This is a genomic window from Brevibacterium sp. RIT 803 (assembly GCF_016892625.1).
GTDB lineage: Bacteria > Actinomycetota > Actinomycetes > Actinomycetales > Brevibacteriaceae > Brevibacterium.
Genome location: NZ_JAFEMW010000005.1, coordinates 37201 through 53786 on the forward strand (window position 1 = coordinate 37201; position 16586 = coordinate 53786).

12 protein-coding genes are annotated in these 16586 nt (G+C 63.7%); 4 read left to right on the forward strand and 8 right to left on the reverse strand.

The features are described 5' to 3' along the window. The first annotated feature begins 8 nt into the window (after nt 1-8). Together JTF07_RS15810 and JTF07_RS15815 are read left to right on the forward strand one after the other, a co-directional pair. Nucleotides 9-1037 (forward strand): oxamate carbamoyltransferase subunit AllH family protein, encoded by a 1029-nt coding sequence (locus JTF07_RS15810; protein WP_204235194.1) that lies wholly within the window; start codon nt 9-11, stop codon nt 1035-1037. Then, a complete protein-coding gene (locus JTF07_RS15815; RefSeq protein WP_204235195.1) occupies nt 1021-4023 on the forward strand; it encodes a bifunctional FdrA/YlbE family protein in 3003 nt (1000 codons plus the stop codon). The genes JTF07_RS15810 and JTF07_RS15815 overlap by 17 nt, the downstream gene beginning before the upstream one ends. A gap of 52 nt (nt 4024-4075) precedes the next feature. On the opposite strand, the gene JTF07_RS15820 is transcribed toward JTF07_RS15815, so the two are convergent. The 8 genes from JTF07_RS15820 to JTF07_RS15855 form a co-directional block, all read right to left on the reverse strand. After that, complete coding sequence (locus JTF07_RS15820; RefSeq protein WP_204235196.1) at nt 4076-5320, reverse strand: XdhC family protein; 1245 nt, start codon at nt 5318-5320, stop codon at nt 4076-4078. Next, nucleotides 5313-6521: a VWA domain-containing protein gene (locus JTF07_RS15825; protein WP_204235197.1), complete on the reverse strand. Its 1209-nt coding sequence runs from the start codon at nt 6519-6521 to the stop codon at nt 5313-5315. Before JTF07_RS15825 ends, JTF07_RS15820 begins: the two co-directional genes overlap by 8 nt. Further along, a complete protein-coding gene (locus JTF07_RS15830) occupies nt 6521-7432 on the reverse strand; it encodes an AAA family ATPase (RefSeq protein WP_204235198.1) in 912 nt (303 codons plus the stop codon). The genes JTF07_RS15825 and JTF07_RS15830 overlap by 1 nt, the downstream gene beginning before the upstream one ends. Next, nucleotides 7425-8099, reverse strand: coding sequence for a nucleotidyltransferase family protein (locus tag JTF07_RS15835; RefSeq protein WP_204235199.1), 675 nt, complete (start codon nt 8097-8099; stop codon nt 7425-7427). Before JTF07_RS15835 ends, JTF07_RS15830 begins: the two co-directional genes overlap by 8 nt. A gap of 11 nt (nt 8100-8110) precedes the next feature. Next, complete coding sequence (locus JTF07_RS15840; RefSeq protein WP_204235200.1) at nt 8111-9094, reverse strand: carbamate kinase; 984 nt, start codon at nt 9092-9094, stop codon at nt 8111-8113. After that, nucleotides 9091-11130, reverse strand: a complete 2040-nt coding sequence (locus tag JTF07_RS15845) for a hydantoinase B/oxoprolinase family protein (RefSeq protein ID WP_252199869.1) — start codon at nt 11128-11130, stop codon at nt 9091-9093. Before JTF07_RS15845 ends, JTF07_RS15840 begins: the two co-directional genes overlap by 4 nt. After that, the gene (locus JTF07_RS15850; RefSeq protein ID WP_204235201.1) at nt 11127-13271 is read right to left on the reverse strand and encodes a hydantoinase/oxoprolinase family protein; all 2145 of its coding nucleotides are present in this window, start codon (nt 13269-13271) and stop codon (nt 11127-11129) included. The genes JTF07_RS15845 and JTF07_RS15850 overlap by 4 nt, the downstream gene beginning before the upstream one ends. Before the next feature lie 128 nt (nt 13272-13399). Continuing rightward, on the reverse strand, nt 13400-14251 hold the full coding sequence (locus JTF07_RS15855) for an SDR family oxidoreductase (RefSeq protein WP_204235202.1): 852 nt from the start codon (nt 14249-14251) through the stop codon (nt 13400-13402). A 206-nt stretch (nt 14252-14457) separates the two neighbouring features. On the opposite strand from JTF07_RS15855, the gene JTF07_RS15860 reads away from it, so the two are divergent. Both JTF07_RS15860 and JTF07_RS15865 read left to right on the forward strand, forming a co-directional pair. Further along, nucleotides 14458-15846, forward strand: a complete 1389-nt coding sequence (locus JTF07_RS15860) for a sensor histidine kinase (protein WP_204235203.1) — start codon at nt 14458-14460, stop codon at nt 15844-15846. 3 nt (nt 15847-15849) lie between these two features. Then, complete coding sequence (locus JTF07_RS15865) at nt 15850-16500, forward strand: response regulator (protein ID WP_204235204.1); 651 nt, start codon at nt 15850-15852, stop codon at nt 16498-16500. The last annotated feature ends 86 nt before the right edge of the window (nt 16501-16586 follow it).

The following is a 16586-nucleotide window of genomic DNA, read 5'->3' on the forward strand; positions in this document are numbered from 1 at the left end:
TGAGGTCCATGTCACGCACTCTTCCGGCAGCGGCTTCGCCCCTGCCGTTGCTGGACCACGACGACGTCACCGCGCTGGAGTCGATTCTCTCGAGCTCACCCGAGGTGACCTCATCAGAGATGACCGTTGACGCAACGGTCATCGGACTGTTTCCGACTGGCTTCTACCTCGGAGTCGATGCACACCGGCGCGGGACACAAGTGCTTCCCGTGATGGGCCCGGATGCCCTGCAACTGCCCACGGGACTTCAGGTACCCCAGCTGACTGCGGACCACCTCGGCGGGCTCCGGCCCGGGATGCCTGCCACCGTCACTTTCTCGACGGCACCGGCCCACCCGAGAGTGGAACAGATCGAAGCTGCGAATCTCAGGTGCGCAGCCGTGAGAACATGGCGTCCCAGCCGAATCGAGCCCCCGGATCTCAGCGGTCCTCGACGATGTTCGCTCGGGGTGGTCGCCTCAGTCCAAGATCGCCTGAACCCGGGTCTCAACGATCTTGCCCTCCGGTCGGTCAATCTCGTCCGGGCCCTGAAATCCGGTGCTGCTGAGGACGTCGACTCCTTCGCCCGCGCCCTCCTGGGTTACGGTCCCGGAAGCACCCCATCCGGTGATGACGCACTGTGCGGAATCGCCCTTGCCTTGCGCTGGACATCGCAGTCAGAGTTCAGCTCGTGCCAGCACTCGCTGCTGGCCAGCAGTCTGGTCGGCCTTGCTCTCGAAGAGCGAACCACAGCCGTCTCCGCCTCACTTCTGCGTGCCGCACTCGATGGCTACTGCATTCCGGAGATCGAGCGCGCCGTCGCCGACATCGCCCGACTGATCCGCGCCGAGAAGATCTCCGGCAACGGCCACCGCACCACACCGCCGCTTCACTCGTTCGACGAAGCTCACGGTCTCGATGAAGTGTTCGCGAACATCAGTCGGATCGGTCATCACTCCGGCCATGATCTCCTGACCGGATTCCTCGCGGTACTCACACCTCCCGAGCTCACTCTCGCTTCACCACTGGAAGGAACCATCCATGCCGACGACTCTTGATATCAGGTCAGGCCTCTACTACGACTCCGTAGCTCTCATGCAGGTCTCTGCGCAGGTCAAGGCCACCGAAGGTGTAGACGCGGCACTCATCGGCATGGGCACCGAGCTCAATGTCGGGCTCATGCGCGATGCCGGTTTCGACATTCCCGATTCGACTGCCCCCAACGATCTGGTCATCGCGATCAGCGGCAGCGACGAAGCTGCGCTCACGTCCGGTCTCGCCGCTGTCGATGAAGCCTTCACCCGCATTGCCGACACCGCCGCACGCTCGCTCGGGCCAACGGGAGCGGAACAGTCTCCCCTGACTGTCGAGTCAGCGGTCGAGCGCACCAGCTCCACCCTGGTCGTGGTCTCCGTGCCCGGCGACTATGCAGGCATCGAGACCATTGCCGCTCTGGATGCGGGCAACTCGGTGCTGCTCTTCAGCGACAACGTCGATGTCGACACCGAGGTCGCACTCAAGCACAGAGCCGCCGAGGCGGGGCTCATCGTCATGGGGCCCGACTGCGGGACGGCCATCGTCGCCGGGGCCGGGCTCGGTTTCGCCAACGAGGTGAGGCCGGGTCGAATCGGGATTGTCGCCGCTTCGGGCACTGGCGCGCAGCAGGTCTCGACCCTGCTCGATGCCGCGGGGGCAGGGATCTCCCAGCTGATCGGCACCGGCGGACGCGATCTGGCACGCGAGGTCGGCGGACTCAGTGCCAAACAGGCACTCAAGGCTCTGGCCGGCGACGAAGACACCGATCATGTCATCATCGTATCGAAGCCCGCCGACGCCGAGGTGGTCGCAGAGATAGAGGTGTTGGCAGCTGATCTGGGCATCGATGTCAGCTGGGCTGTGCTCGGTCCCGAGCGCACCGATCTCACAGCAAGCGTCGAAGCTGCCCTGGACAGGTGCGGCTTCACCGTCCCCACCTGGCCCTCCTGGGGAACGACCGGCACCTCAGAGGACCTGCAGCAGGGACCTCTGGTGGGACTGTTCTGCGGGGGCACCATGGCCGATGAAGCCATGCTCATCGCGGCCGAAACCCTGGGACCTATCACCTCGAACATCCCCCTCGGCGGGGCTGAGAAGATGACTGGCGCCGAACTGCCCACGTCCGCGCACACGGTCATCGACTTCGGTGACGATGGGATGACTCAGGGCCGCGCCCACCCGATGATCGACCCCAGCCTCCGTCTCGGGGCCATCGCCGAGGCGGGAGGCAGCGCCGGGGTCCTCCTCCTCGATCTGGTCCTCGGTCATGGGGCCCACGCGGCTCCAGCGGAAGGTCTCGCTGAAGCCATTTCCGCAGCTCGCTTGGCCGCAGCACAGGCCGGTCGGGAGTTGCCGGTCATCGTCAGCCTCATCGGCACCCAGTCTGATCCTCAGGATTTCTCCGCCACGGTCGGATCGCTCGTTGGGGCCGGCGCTGAGGTCTACGTCTCAAATGCTCAGGCGACGCGGCGGGCGGTCTCCCTCATCGCCCCACTCAACCAGCCCGAGAGCGACAACGCTCCCGTACGGCCGGGCCCCTCTACCCACGGGGCACCAGCGAACACGAAGGCGGCAGCGAACTCTGCAGCGACGAGCGATGTGTCGGCGAGTGATGCGTCGGCGACGAAGCTGGGCGAGCTGCTCTCGGCCGAGCCGAAAGTCGTCAGTGTCGGCCTGTCACTCTTCGCCGATGCGCTGCGCGCCCAGGCCGTTCCCGTCGTCGAAGTACCGTGGCAGCCACCCGTCGGTGATGCGAGCCGGCTGTTCTCCGTGATGAGCGACCCTCGTCGACTGACCGCCAATGCCCAAGCGTTGGAGGCCATGCTCAAGGCCGGCGCCCAGCTCGTCGGCCTACGACCGGCCCGTGAGTGTCTGGGCCTTGCCGACAACGAGTTCCTGCATTCGGGACCGCCCCTGGATTTCGAACGCGCCTCGGGGCCCATGCGCGGAGCATTGGCCGGCGCTGTGGTCTTCGAAGGGCTGACCGACACCCTCGAAGAGGCTGAAGCCGGGCTCGCCGATGGACGATTCAGCATGGCGCCGTGTCATTCGAAGGATGCTGTCGGGCCGATGGCCGGAGTGATCAGCCCGTCGATGTGGATGTTCGAACTCATCGACCCTGTGTACGGCAATCGCGCCTACTGCTCCCTCAACGAGGGCTTGGGCAAGGTGCTGCGGTACGGTGCGAACAACGACGAGGTGCTTGACCGCCTGCGCTGGATGCGCGACATCTTGGGCCCCGTGCTCGCACAGGCGGTCGCCGCACACGGACCCATCGACACGAAGTACTATGTTTCGCAGATGTTGGCATCCGGCGATGAAGGCCACAATCGCAATCGCACCGCGACACTGCTGTTCCTCCGAGATCTGATGCCGGATCTGCTGGCACTGGACTTCGCAACCGATGACCTCGCCGAGGTGTGCAGTTTCCTGGGCGCCAACGACTACTTCGCGCTCAACCTGGTCATGCCGACCTGCAAACTGGCGATGGCAGCGGCGAAGGGCATTCCCGGATCCTCACTGGTCGTGACCATGGCCCGCAACGGCACCGATTTCGGCATCCAACTTTCTGGTACCGGCGACGAATGGTTCACCGGACCGGCCCAGATCGCTGAGGGACTGTACCTGGGCGACTTCGGTCCAGAAGACGCCAATCCCGACATCGGTGACTCGGCGATCACCGAGACCGCCGGCATCGGAGGACTGGCCATGGCCGCGGCTCCGGCAGTGGTGCGTCTCGTCGGTGGCGATGTGGCCTTCGCTGTGGAGACGACGCGGAGAATGTACGAGATCACCGCTGGTGAGCACCCGATCAACCAGATTCCGATCCTCGAATTCCGCGGAGTTCCCAGCGGAATCGACCTGGTCAAGGTGCTGCGAACGAAGGTGCTTCCGCAGATCAACACGGGCATGGCCGGTCGCATAGCCGGTGTCGGCCAGGTGGGTGCCGGACTCGTCAACCCTCCGATGGACTGCTTCACCAATGGTCTCGAGTCGCTCGGACAGTAATTCGCTTCAACCTCGGTCACCGGACCCAGAGAGCATTCGCTGGGTCCGGTGGCTAAGAGTGAATGGGTCCGGATGTCCTCCGCAGCGAAAGGCCGCTGCCTTGGGCGAACTCAAGCAGCACCTCGGCGAAGATGGACACTGCAGTGGCCTCCGGCGAACGGGCGCCGAGATCGAGGCCGATCGGACCATGGATTCGGTCGATCTCTGCAGCGCTCGCCCCCGCCAGTGACATAGCCTCGACTCGCAGCCTGTGGGTGCGACGACTTCCCAACGCACCGATGTATCCGGCCACAGACCGTGCCGCTTCGAGGAGCACTGGAACGTCGAACTTCAAATCGTGGGTGAGCACCGCGATGACCGTGGATCCTTCGATTCGCCCGGCCCGGACCTCTTCAGCCAAGTATCGATGCGGCCACGAGACGATGACCTCATCGGCATCGGGGAACCTCTCCGGAGTTGCGAAGATCGGTCGCGCATCGCACACCGTCACCTGATAGCCGAGGAACTTCCCGAGCTGAGACAAGGCCGCCGCATAGTCGATCGCCCCGAAGATGATGAGACGCGGAGGCGGATCCGAGGTGGTGACGAAGATCCGTGTTCCCGCGCCGAGGCGCATTCCAGTTGAGTCGTATTCGCGCACTCCCGATCGGCCTTGGGCGATCATCGCACCCGCATCGGTGGTGACGTGCTCATCGAGTCGCGGGTGCCCGAGAGTTCCGCTCGTGCGCCACTCAGCTCCAGCCTCGGCGGCCGCACTATCTCGGCCGGCAGAAGAGGGCACGCCGGCCGCACCCTCTGCGGGTTCGATGAACAACATGCGGCCCGTGCCACCGATGCCCTCGGACGCGCCGGAGTCTTCGGCCGCCCGGCCGAACACCTCGTCGGCTGAAGTCTCACGGATCACCGGGAGTTCCAGGGCGAGCGCAGCCGGTCGAGATTCCTCAAGCGCACGCATATAGGCAGCCAGCGGCACCCTCCTTGCCTCATCGACGACGGGGATCACCAGCGCCTCGATCTGCCCGCCGCAGGCAAGGCCCACAGCGTAGGCCTCGTCGTCGCTGGTGCCGTAGTGCGACAACTTGGCCTGACCTGTGGCCAGTACCTCGAGAGCGAGTTCGTGGACGGCGGATTCGACGCACCCCCCGGACAGGCTGCCGACCGTCTGACCATCGGAGGCCACCGCCATCATCGATCCGGCCGGGCGGGGTGCCGATGCCCAGGTTTCGACGACGATGGCAACTGAGAACCGGCGGCCGGCCTGCAGCCAATTCAGCAGTGTCTGTTCCAGCTCAGCCATTCGTCATCGTCTCCTTCACTGCGCTCTGGCCCAGGCTTGCCGGATCCGGATGTCGGCTCATTCCATCCTTGCTCGTTCCATCCCGGCTCTGCCTCGCCGTATCCCGTCTCACGCTGGAAGCGATGTTCTCTGCCACTGCCTGCCACCCGTCAACTGTGGTGGCGGGAAGCATCACCTGCGCATATTCCTCCGCGATCCGCATACCTCGCACCTCCGGAGTGAAGCCGGCACGCCCCGCACGAGGATTCACCCAGATGAATCGGTGGCTCAGTCTCCTCAGCCGTGCGCACGCGCGGCGCAGTTCGGAGCAGTCGCCCTGTTCCCAGCCATCGCTGATGAGGACGAGCACCGATCCGCGGATCGCCTCTCGATGTCCCCCGTTGAGCAGGGTGAGCAGTCCTTCTCCGAGGCGGGTCCCGCCGGCCAGGTCGGGAATCATCTCCTGCGCCGCCAGCAATTCACGGTCATTCAACGGTGCACAGAAGTGATGGTCGACTCGAGTCAGACGAGTTCCCAGAGTGAAGCTTCGTGCCTTGAGTCTTGGCGTGGCTCGAGCCAGGAATCGGATGAGTGCCGGCAGCCATTGCTTCATTGAGGCTGAGACATCGACGATGATCGTGGCATCTCGATCGCGTTCTCGGCGGGTTGACCGCGGCAGACGAGAGAGTTCTTCCTGCCGAATCAGGGTCTTCACGATCTGGTTCGCATCGATTCTTCCGAAACTGCTGCGCCTGTCTGCATACGCACTGCGACGTGGGTTGTGAAAAGACAGGCCATCGATCAGACGTACCGCCTCCGCCGCATGTTCTCCGTTGCCGAGGTCGGTGGTGCGCAGGACCTCGAGCCGGCTGGCAGCGGCTTGGAGCGCCATTGTCTGGTCTTCGACGTGATCCCATTTCGCCGAGTCACTCGACTCTTCGCTGGGCTCCGGAGTCGGGATCAACACCTCGTGAGGGCTCGGTGCCGCTCGGTGTCGCCCGGTGAGACCGAAATGCTGGTTGAAGAGGGCATCGTGGATCGGAATATGTTTCTGCTCCGTGCAGATCAATGACCGCGAGGCAGCACGAACCTGGGTTGGGTCCAGCGGGTCGATGAGGGCGAGTGCGCCGGCCAGAGTCCGGATCCTGTCTGCACCGGCAGGCAGTCCATGTCGGCGCAGACGTGAGCCGAAGCGCATCAGCTCGGCGGGCAGGTCGCTCATCACTGGTCGACCAGACTGTTCGGACTCAGATCGCTGAGATCATCGGCATCTTTGAGAACTGCGGAAATCGTCGACCGCACGGCCGCCTCATCGAGTTCACTGATTCCCAGCGCCGCGAGCGCGCGGATCCAGTCGATGGTCTCCGAGGTCCCCGGAGGTTTGATCAGGGTCTGCGCCCGCAGACGAGTCGCAGCTCGAACCACGGCGGCTCGCAGCGCTTGGGAAGAAGCTGGGACATGATGAGCGAGTATTCTCTCCTCCGTCTGGGCATCAGGTTGTGAGAACCAGTGGTAGACGCAGCGGCGTTTGAGCGCGTCGTGAAGTTCACGCGTGCGGTTGGAGGTCAGGATCACCAAGGGCGGGGTCGGCGTGTGAATGGTGCCCAGCTCGGGAACTGTCACAGACCAATCCGAAAGGACCTCAAGCAGGAGAGCATCGAATTCGTCGCCGGCACGGTCGATCTCATCGATGAGCAGCACAGGACGCCGAGGTTGAGCATCAGCTCCTTCGTTTCGTGAACTTTCGATCGCCTGGAGGATAGGTCGTCTGAGCAGAAATGGCAGGCTGTGGAGTTCATCGTCGAGGCGTGTGGCATCGAGCCGTTGAGCCGATGCCTTCGCCGCTGCTTCGATGGTCCGGACGTGGAGAATCTGTTTGGCGAAGTCCCAGTCGTAGAGTGCATGGGTCGCGTCGAGCCCCTCGTAGCACTGCAGACGGATCAGTTCGGTGCCGTGGACTTCGGCCAGCGCCTTGGCCAGGCTGGTCTTGCCCACTCCGGGCGCTCCTTCGCACAAGAGCGGCTTGTCGAGTGCTCCCGCGAGGAAGCTTGCGGTGGCAAGGGAATCGTCGGCCATGTACCCCACGTCTCCCAGGGCCTTCGCCAGGTCGATGGCGCCGGTGTATTCAGGCATGATCACTCATTCCGGTGGTGGGCAGAACCAATCCTTGTGCTTGTGCATCTGCCGGAGTGTCGACATCCCTGTTCCCCGTGACTCCAGGCGCCAACAGATCTCCGCACTCGATGTCGAGGACCTGACACGACCGTTCTCTGAACAGACTCCTCGCCCCTCTATCCTCGTGACAGGCCGCGATCGCTTCCGAGATCAGGTCCCTGCCGATCATCACAGGGTGCCCGAGTGCCGTGTTCCACGTGCAGCGCGCCAAAACCTCGGTGCCGGAGTGCTCAACCAATCGACGGTAGGCCTCGACAGGAGTCTCGGGTAGGTCGACCAAGGTCACGATGGCCGCTTCGGCATCGGCGGCGACTGCCCGCAAGCCCACCTGCAGCGATGACCCCATCCCCGAGGCGAAGTCAGGGTTCTCGACCACACGTGCTTTGGCCGGCACCAGGGGTCTCGCCACATCGGCAGACGCCCCGAGAACCACGATGATCTCCAGCGAGTCCTCGGACTGCTGCACCTCGCCCCAAGCATGCGCCGCAGCCATCGTGTGCACATGGTGTTCGAGCACCGAGGTCCCCGAACGCAGTCGCAGCAGCGCCTTGGGCGCACCCATCCGGCTGCCGCTGCCTGCCGCCAACACGATCATGCTGACCTTGCGCTTCATCGCCCTCACCATGGATATCGATTCTAGGCGTGTTCTGCCAAGGTCGAATCTCGGGCAGCCCCGGTCACATCGTCGTCAACAGGTGTGACCACGGTTCCGGAGCTGCCTGCCACAGCCTCGGGGAGATTGCCGAGAGCAGCGATGACACCCATCGGTCCACCGTCGTCGACGAAGTTGAGAACAGCATCGACCTTGGGGCCCATCGAACCCGAGGCGAAGGTGCCTGTGTCCTTGAGCTCGCGCAGCTGGGCGTTCGTGACTTTCGTGATGTCACGGGCCTCGGGAGTGCCGAACCCCGCGACGGCACAGGGCACATCGGTGGCGATGATGAGTCGATCGGCCTTCACCGAGCGTGCCAGCTGCGCCGCGCTGAGGTCCTTGTCGATGACCGCGGAGACTCCGTTGAATCCTTTCTCATCGGGGATGACTGGGATTCCGCCACCGCCTGCCGCGACGACGACCACCCCGGAATCCGCCAGGAACTCGATCGTCGGGGTCTCGAGGATCCGCACCGGGCGAGGCGATGCGACAACCCGACGCCACCCTCTGCTGCCGAAGTCCTTCCATGTCTGCCCCAGCTCCTCCATCGCAGCCGCATAGTTCCGAGGCTGATAGGAGCCGATCGGTTTGACCGGATCCGTGAAGGCCGGATCGTCAGGGTCGACGACGGTGCGGGTAATCAGTGCAACGACGCTCTTGGCAATCCCTCGAGAATTCAGCTCCTTCTCGATCCTGCTCACGATAGTGAAGCCGATGGTGCCCTGGGTCTGGGCCCCGCACCAGTCGAGGCTGACTGGGGGCAGTTCCGCGACGGCAAGCTCGTTCTTGCGCATGATGTTGCCGACCTGCGGCCCATTCCCATGGGCGACGACGAGTTCGTGTCCGTCGTCGATGATATCGGCGAGATGGACGGCCGCCTGGGCGATGGCACGGCGCTGGCTCTCCGGTGACGCGTCACCATCAGAGGAGGTCATCGCGTTGCCGCCGAGGGCGACGAGGACTCTCACAGCCAGTCCACCTCGGGTGCACTGGCACCGTCACCAGCCAACTCGGCGTAGCCGGGCCCTCTGTCGAAGAAGGGTTCGTTCTCTCCACGTTCGGTGAGCAGGCGTGCACGCAGCGACTCCGAAGCCGCCGCGTCGACGGTGGCGTTCTCGATTCCCTCCGGGCCCTCGGTGACGATGACACCATAGGACTCTTCGGCCGCTGCGATACTCACCTTGCCCCACTGGACGTCGCGGACGACTTCGGCGAAGGGACGCTGGAGCGGGTCTCCCCAACCGCCGCCGCCGGTCGTGCGGATCCGCACGACCTCGCCGGCGCTGATCGGCTCGTCATCGGCCAGCGCATCGATTTCGCGTTCGTTCGCACCACCCGGGTCGATGGTGACTTGGAAGGGCTGTCCGGCCTTACCACCTTTGACTCCCCAGCAGGCGAGGATCGATCGGTCGGCGATCGACATGAAGTGACCATCGCGCAGCATCCTGATGTGCTTCTCGTAGCCGAGTCCGCCACGGTAGCGACCAGCCCCGCCGGAGTCGACAGACAGGCCGAGGCGTTCAACGCGAAACGGGAACCTGGACTCCGTGAACTCTGTCGGCAGATTCCGGGAGTCGGGGACCACGTGGATCGTATCTTCACCGTCGGAGTAGTAGCGTCCACCGGAGCCGCCGCCGAGGACCTCGCGCATGAGGTAATCGTTGCCGTCGCGGTCCTTGCCGTAGACGCCGGTGTAGCGGATGGTCTCCTGGTCAGCAGGCATCTGCCCGTCGACTGCCTTCGCCACCACGCCGGCCAGCACGCCGAGAAGGCGCAGAATGACGAAGGTGCGTGCGTTCGTAGGACCTGGGAACTCGGGCGTAAGCAGGGTCCCCTTCTCCGGGAAGCGCATCTCGATGAGGGGGACGATTCCCTCGTTGACGTCGAGTTCACCCATGCGTTCGGGGCTGTCGGCGAGGTTGCGCAGGATCGGTGCCAACCACTTCTTGAGGAAGTTTCCGCCCACATAGTCACCACAGTGGTTGATCGGCCCTGCAGCCTGAGCCGCGGTGCCGGTGAAGTCGATGATGAGACGTGGACCGTCGTCGGGGCCGCCGGTTGAGGTCTTGGTCAGGGTGATCCTCTGTGTGTGCAGCATCGGGTCGGAGACTCCGTCGTGTTCGGCGTAGTCCTCCCATACGTACTGGCCATCGGGGATCTTCGACAGGATCTCGCGGCGGTAGATCTCCGTGGAGTTATCGAGGATGGTGTCGAAGGCGGCCTCGACGGTGTCGACGCCGTAGCGGGTGAACAGTTCGGTCAGACGCCTGGCGCCCATGAGGCAGGCAGAGCATTCCGCATCGAGATCTGCCGAGAGCGAGTCGGGCATGCGCGAGTTGCGCGTCATGATGGCCAGTGCCGACTTGTTCGGCTTCCCCGCGTCCCAGAGTTTGATCGGGGGGATCATCAGGCCCTCTTCGAAGACGCTGGTAGCACCAGAGGGCATCGATCCGGGGCAGGCTCCGCCGATGTCATCGTGGTGGCCGAACGCCTGGACGAAGCAGACGACCTCACCGTCGGCGAAGACCGGCACGGTCACGCACATATCTGGAAGGTGGCCGATTCCGCCCTCAGAGGCGTAGACGTCGTTGTGGAAGAAGACATCGCCTTCCTGCATCTCCTCGATCGGGAAGTCGCGGACGATGGGATGGACGAGTGCCGAATATGAGCGACCTGTGAGCTTGCGCAGCTGCCGGTCATGGATTCCCGCTCGGAAATCGTGAGCGTCGCGGATCATCGGTGACCGCGAGGTTCGGGCAATCGCGGTCTCGACCTCCATTTCGACACTGGCCAAGGTGCCTTCGACGATCTCGACGATGATCGGGTCAACCGTCGAAGCCTTCTGCCTCGATGTCAGACGGTTGCCATGTTCATAAGCCGTTGGCAGACCTGCGGGGTTGATCGGGTCAGCGTTGATGTAATCGGTCAGCGCCTGCCCTGTCAACGGAGTGAGGCTGAGCATCGACCCGGAGTCGGGTGCTGCGGTCTGGTCAGTGATCGTCATTTGCCTGCCTCCTGGCGTTTGCGGCGAGTGGTGATGATGTTGCCGCCGGCATCGATGCGAGCGGTGAATCCCGGGTGCAGCGGGAAGGTCGAGCCGAACTCTTCGACGATGGCCGGACCTTCCAGGGTGTCTCCTGCCAGGAGACTCTCACGCCAGTACACGGCGGTGTCGACGTATCCGTCCTCGGCGTCGAAGCAGACTGGTCGCACAGCGGTCTGTGCACGTTCGGACTTATCCGGCGCACCCTCGGCTGATGCGATGTGGCGAAGCTCCGGACGGGTGATCGGACCGATGCCTGAGACCCGGACATTGACCCATTCCACGTGCTGGTCCGACGCATCGGCGAAGTCATAGCCGTAGAGCTGCCTGTGCTCGGCGTGGAATGCCCGTGTCACCTCGTCGGCCCATTCTCGGGTGATCGTGCCCGAAGGAGCGGGCACGCGGACCTCGAAGGCCTGACCGAAGTAACGGAGGTCGACGGAGCGGTCGAACTGATGGCGTTCTGGCGTGAATCCCTCGTTGATCAGGGCCTCGGTTGCCCGAGTCTGGAGACGTTCGAAGAGGCCTGCGACCTCAGCGATGTCCAATCCGTCATCGCGTGCGACGTTCGTCTGAACATAGTCGTTCTTGACGTCGACGGTGAGGAGACCGAAGGCGGAGACGTTTCCAGGGTTAGGCGGAACGACGACGCCGGCAAGGTCGAGGATGTCGACGAGCGTGCAGGCCAGCAGCGAGCCGGAGCCTCCGAAGGTGGTGAGCATGAAGTCACGGACGTCGAGGCCACGTTGGACCGAGATCTGGCGTAGGGCGTTGGCTTGGTTCCAGGCAGAGATCTCGAGGATTCCGGTCGCGGCCTTCTCCGTGCTCAGGCCGAGCTTTGCGGCGATTTCGCTGATGCCGCGACCAGCGGCATCAGCGTCGAGGGGGATCTCTCCGCCGAGGAGGTGGGGCGGGATCCGCCCGAGGAAGACGTGGGCATCGGTGATGGTCGGTTCCACCCCGCCGTTGCCATAGCAGATGGGCCCCGGGTCTGCTCCTGCCGACTGAGGACCGACCTTGAGCTGTCCTTCGGCCGTGGTCCAGGCGATCGAGCCGCCGCCGGCACCGACGGTGACGACGTCGATCATGGGGATCTTGGACGGATAGACACCGACCGAGCCTTCGGTCGTCAGAGCAGGCTCTCCGTCGACGACAACGGTGACGTCCGTCGAGGTGCCGCCGCCGTCGCAGGTCAGGACCTTGTCGAATCCGGCTTCCCGCGCGATGAGTCCGGCACCCAGTGCACCGGCGGCAGGGCCGGAGAGCACCGTGGTGATGGGCTGGTTGACGACCTCATCTGCGGAGAGGACGCCGCCGTTGGACTTCATGATGTAGAACGGCAGCTTGGCATCCTTGTCGGTGCCGGTATAGGCCTCGAGGCGCTCATGGATGTTCTTGACGTACGTGGAGACTTTGGGTTTGACTGCGGCGTCAACCAAGGTCGTCATCGATCGTTCGTATTCGCGGTATTCGCGCAGCACTTCCGAACTCAGGGACACAATGACGTCGGGGTGCTCTTCGAGGAGGATCTCGCGCATCCTCTGCTCATGGGCGGGGTTCGCGTAGGCGTGGAGGAAGTTGACTCCCAATGTGCTGATTCCCTGGTCCCGGAACCAGCGGGCGACCTTGCGTGCCTCGACTTCGTCGAAGGGACGCACTTCGTTGCCTTCGAAGTCCATGCGGCCGGTCACAGTCTTGACGAGGTCCGCGGGTACGATGCGGTCGGGCTTGACCCAGAAATAGGAGTTTCCGTACCCGTCGGGTACTGCCTGTCGGGCGATTTCGAGCACGAATTCGTAGCCCTCGGTGGTGATGAAGCCGAGACGATCGAGCTTGCCTTCGAGCAGCTGATTGGTAGCGACGGTGGTTCCATGGCTGACCGCACTGATATCGGAGGCCGTGATCGTCGCGGAGTCCTGATCGGTGCCCAACATGTCGAGTACCTTGTCAATGCCGTTGATGAAGCCATCAGCGGGATTCGACGGTGTCGAGGGAGTCTTCGTCGTGGTGAGCTCACCGGTGGCTTCGTTGAAGGCCACCACATCTGTGAACGTGCCGCCGGTGTCGATACCGATACGGATTCGTGGGCTTTGAGTCGACATCAATGTCCTTCCCAGGTCTGCTGACCCCAGGTCTGCTGAGCGTTTGAATCCATTTTTGCCGGTGACTCACATCACTGAACCGGCAAAAGATGCCAAACAACCCATGAGCCGTTGGTAAATGTCTCCAATTACGACAGCTCCGAGCACAGCACTTCTTCAACAGATCGCGCGGGGCGGCCCAAGATGGCCCGCGCTGGAAGCGCTCCACACGGCAATCCGTGGTTGTCGTAGTAGGAGAACATCGCTGCCAGCCATTCGATCTCGCGCAGGTCGAGGCTCGTGCCAGACGTCGAGTCGGCGCCAGCGCTTCTGTGCGCGGCGACCCACTGCTGCGGAGTTGATGCTTCGAGTTCAACCGCTCGACCCAGCACTTGTTCCGCGGCGGCAGCATAGTCGCGAACAGTCAGCTGCTGCGGGCCGCCGAGTTCATAGCTCGCCCCGATATGGGAGTCATCAAGCAGCACTGCGGCCGCGATCTCCCCGAGGTCGGCGAGACTGATCAGTCCGAATCGGGTGTCGACGCTGTAGGGCACAGCAACGTGCGGATTCTGTCCTCGCAGGCCCGGCAGGAGATTGTCGATATATGCGCACGGCTGGAGAATCGACCACTGAAGTCCGCTCCGCCGCACCAGGTCCTCAGATGCAGCCTTGGCCACATGGTGAGGCATGTCCGGAGCATAGGGTGCCGCCACCGAATGGTAGACGACGCGATCCACTCCTGCCTCGCGGCAGGCCCCGAGCAGTGTGGAGATGAAATCACGCTCATCTGGGTGAAGGTTCGGCGCCATGAGATAGGCGGCACGACAACCCTTCAGCGCCTCGACGGGGTTCGTCATTTCGCTTCGCCCAATCGGAATGGTGGGAACTGCTCGGTCCTTGAGCGCCGATGAAATTGCCCGTCCTGTCTTTCCTCGCGCGCCCACAACAGCGACAGATTCTCCTGCCGCCGGATCGATGGTTGTCCTTGTGATCTCCGTCATCAACGTACTTCTTTCTGATCGATAGTTCTGCAGATTGGGCGGCGCAGTCACGCCTGGCCCCGAACTTACACACGAGAGACATGCGCAGATACGGCGAATACTGCCAAACCCTCCAGCCACGTCTCCACCCCGCGCCGGAGGGTGCACGCACCAGATCCCCACAGCGGCGGATATCCCAACACGCCTCTGCTGTCTAAGCTGGAGGGATGGCAGAGAATCCGACATCGCTGAGACCTACGCGCGGCGACGTATATCTGGTCATCGCCCTGGCCGCAGGTTCTGTAGTCTTCGCCATCCTGTATGTCACGACAAGCTACTGGCCGTTCGAGGCCCCGCTATGGGTTCTGTGCCTGGCTTCGGTGGCGGTCACAGTGCCCCTCATCTGGAGGCGGCGCTACCCCAGCCAAGTCGCCTGGATCCAGACCGCGATCTTCGTCGGCGCACAGATCGGCGGCGCCATGGAACCTGGGGTCACCCAGGTCATCCTCTTCATGGGCGTGTACTCGATCGGTGCGTGGCAGAGCAATCGCCGGGCGGCTCTCTTCTCCAGGGCGCTGTTGTGCACGGCCATCTTCATCTACCTAGTGGCCTCCGTATTCTTCCAGTCCAACGGTCTCTCGGACTTGACAGTCCTGCAGATCACCGCGAGCTTCGGCGTCAGCCTGCTGACGAATGTCGCCTATTTCGGCGGCGCCTGGCTCTTCGGCAACCGAGCCTGGAAGCAGCGGCTGATCCTCGACGATCTGCGCTCCGCCAACGCCGAGGTCCGCGCCCAGGAACAGCAGCTGACTCGTCAGGCTCTCGATCTTGAGCGGGTGCGCATCGCTCGTGAACTCCACGATGGCATCGCCCACCACATCACCGGCGTCGGCATCCACGCCGCAGCCGCCCGCCGCAGCCTCGAGAAGAACCCCGACAAGGCCCGAAAGTCCCTCAAGACCATCGAGTCCTCCACCCGAGAAACCGTCGATGAACTGCGTGCGCTCGTCTACACCCTCCGGGATACGGACGACGCCAGCACCAGTGATCACAACACAAAGGGCAACCCCGGCCTCGGCGACATTCCCGAACTCATCGACGCCTCACGTCGATCGGGACAGCAGATCGACGTTGTCACGATCGGTGAGCCCAGACCGCTGACACCGATCACGGAGATGTCGATCTACCGGGTGATCCAGGAGTCCCTGACCAACTGTCGTCGCTATGCGGGATCGCACGCCGAGGTGGATGTCCGCCTGCGGTACGGCACCACCGATCTCGAGGTCGAGATCAGCGACACCCGGTCTCCCGGCGGGCTCCACGAGGAGGCGCACCCCAACTCCGAACCTCCGGCGAAGCAACCGGGCCTGGGCCTCGGCATCGTCGGCATGCGCGAACGGATGAGCGCCATGGGCGGCTCCCTCGAAGCCGGTCCGAAGTCCCGTGGCGGCTGGCTGGTGCGGGCACAGATTCCCTACCCTCGGAACGTCGCCGGACCAGAGGTCGACCCCGCCGCGCCTGCTGATCTCGGGACAGAGACCGCCACCGGTACCGACATGGATACGGACGATCTCCCAACTGCTTCCTCCTTCACCGACTCCACAGCAAAGGCCTGAACCGTGATCCGAGTCCTCCTCGTCGACGACCAGTCGATGGTCCGCACCGGCTTCCGCACGATCCTCGAGAGCGAGGACGGCATCGTGGTCGTCGGGGAGGCTGAAAACGGTCAGGTCGCGATCGACCGCGCGCTCGAGCTGGCGCCGGATGTGATCTGCATGGACGTCCAGATGCCTGTCATGGACGGGCTCGAATCCACCGCGGAGATCGTGCGCCGAGGAGCGGCCGGCGCCGTCCTCATGCTCACCACCTTCGACCGCGACGACTTCCTGTTCCAGGCGCTGGCCGCTGGCGCCAGCGGATTCCTGCTCAAGACCGCCGAGGCGGAGCAGCTCATCGACGCGGTCACCGCGCTGGCGGGCGGCGATGGACTCCTGTCCCCCGAGGTGACCCGACGCGTCATCGAACGCTCCGTCCGCAGCCCTGTCGCCACCACCTCGGCGGCTCCCGAACTGGAACTCCTCACCGACCGGGAACTCGAGGTCCTCCACCTCGTGGCCAAGGGGCTGAGCAATTCCGAAATCGCAGGAACGCTCTTCGTCGGCGAGGCCACCGTCAAGACACATGTCTCCAACCTGCTGACCAAGCTCGACATCCGCGACCGCATCCACGTCGTCATCTTCGCCTACGAGAACGGACTCGTCGGGAACTGAAAGTTCTCATTCCCAGTGTCAGGCTTATTCCCAGTGTCAGACCTCGGCCTCCCCCACACTGCCGATGCCGAAATAGCCCGAACGAC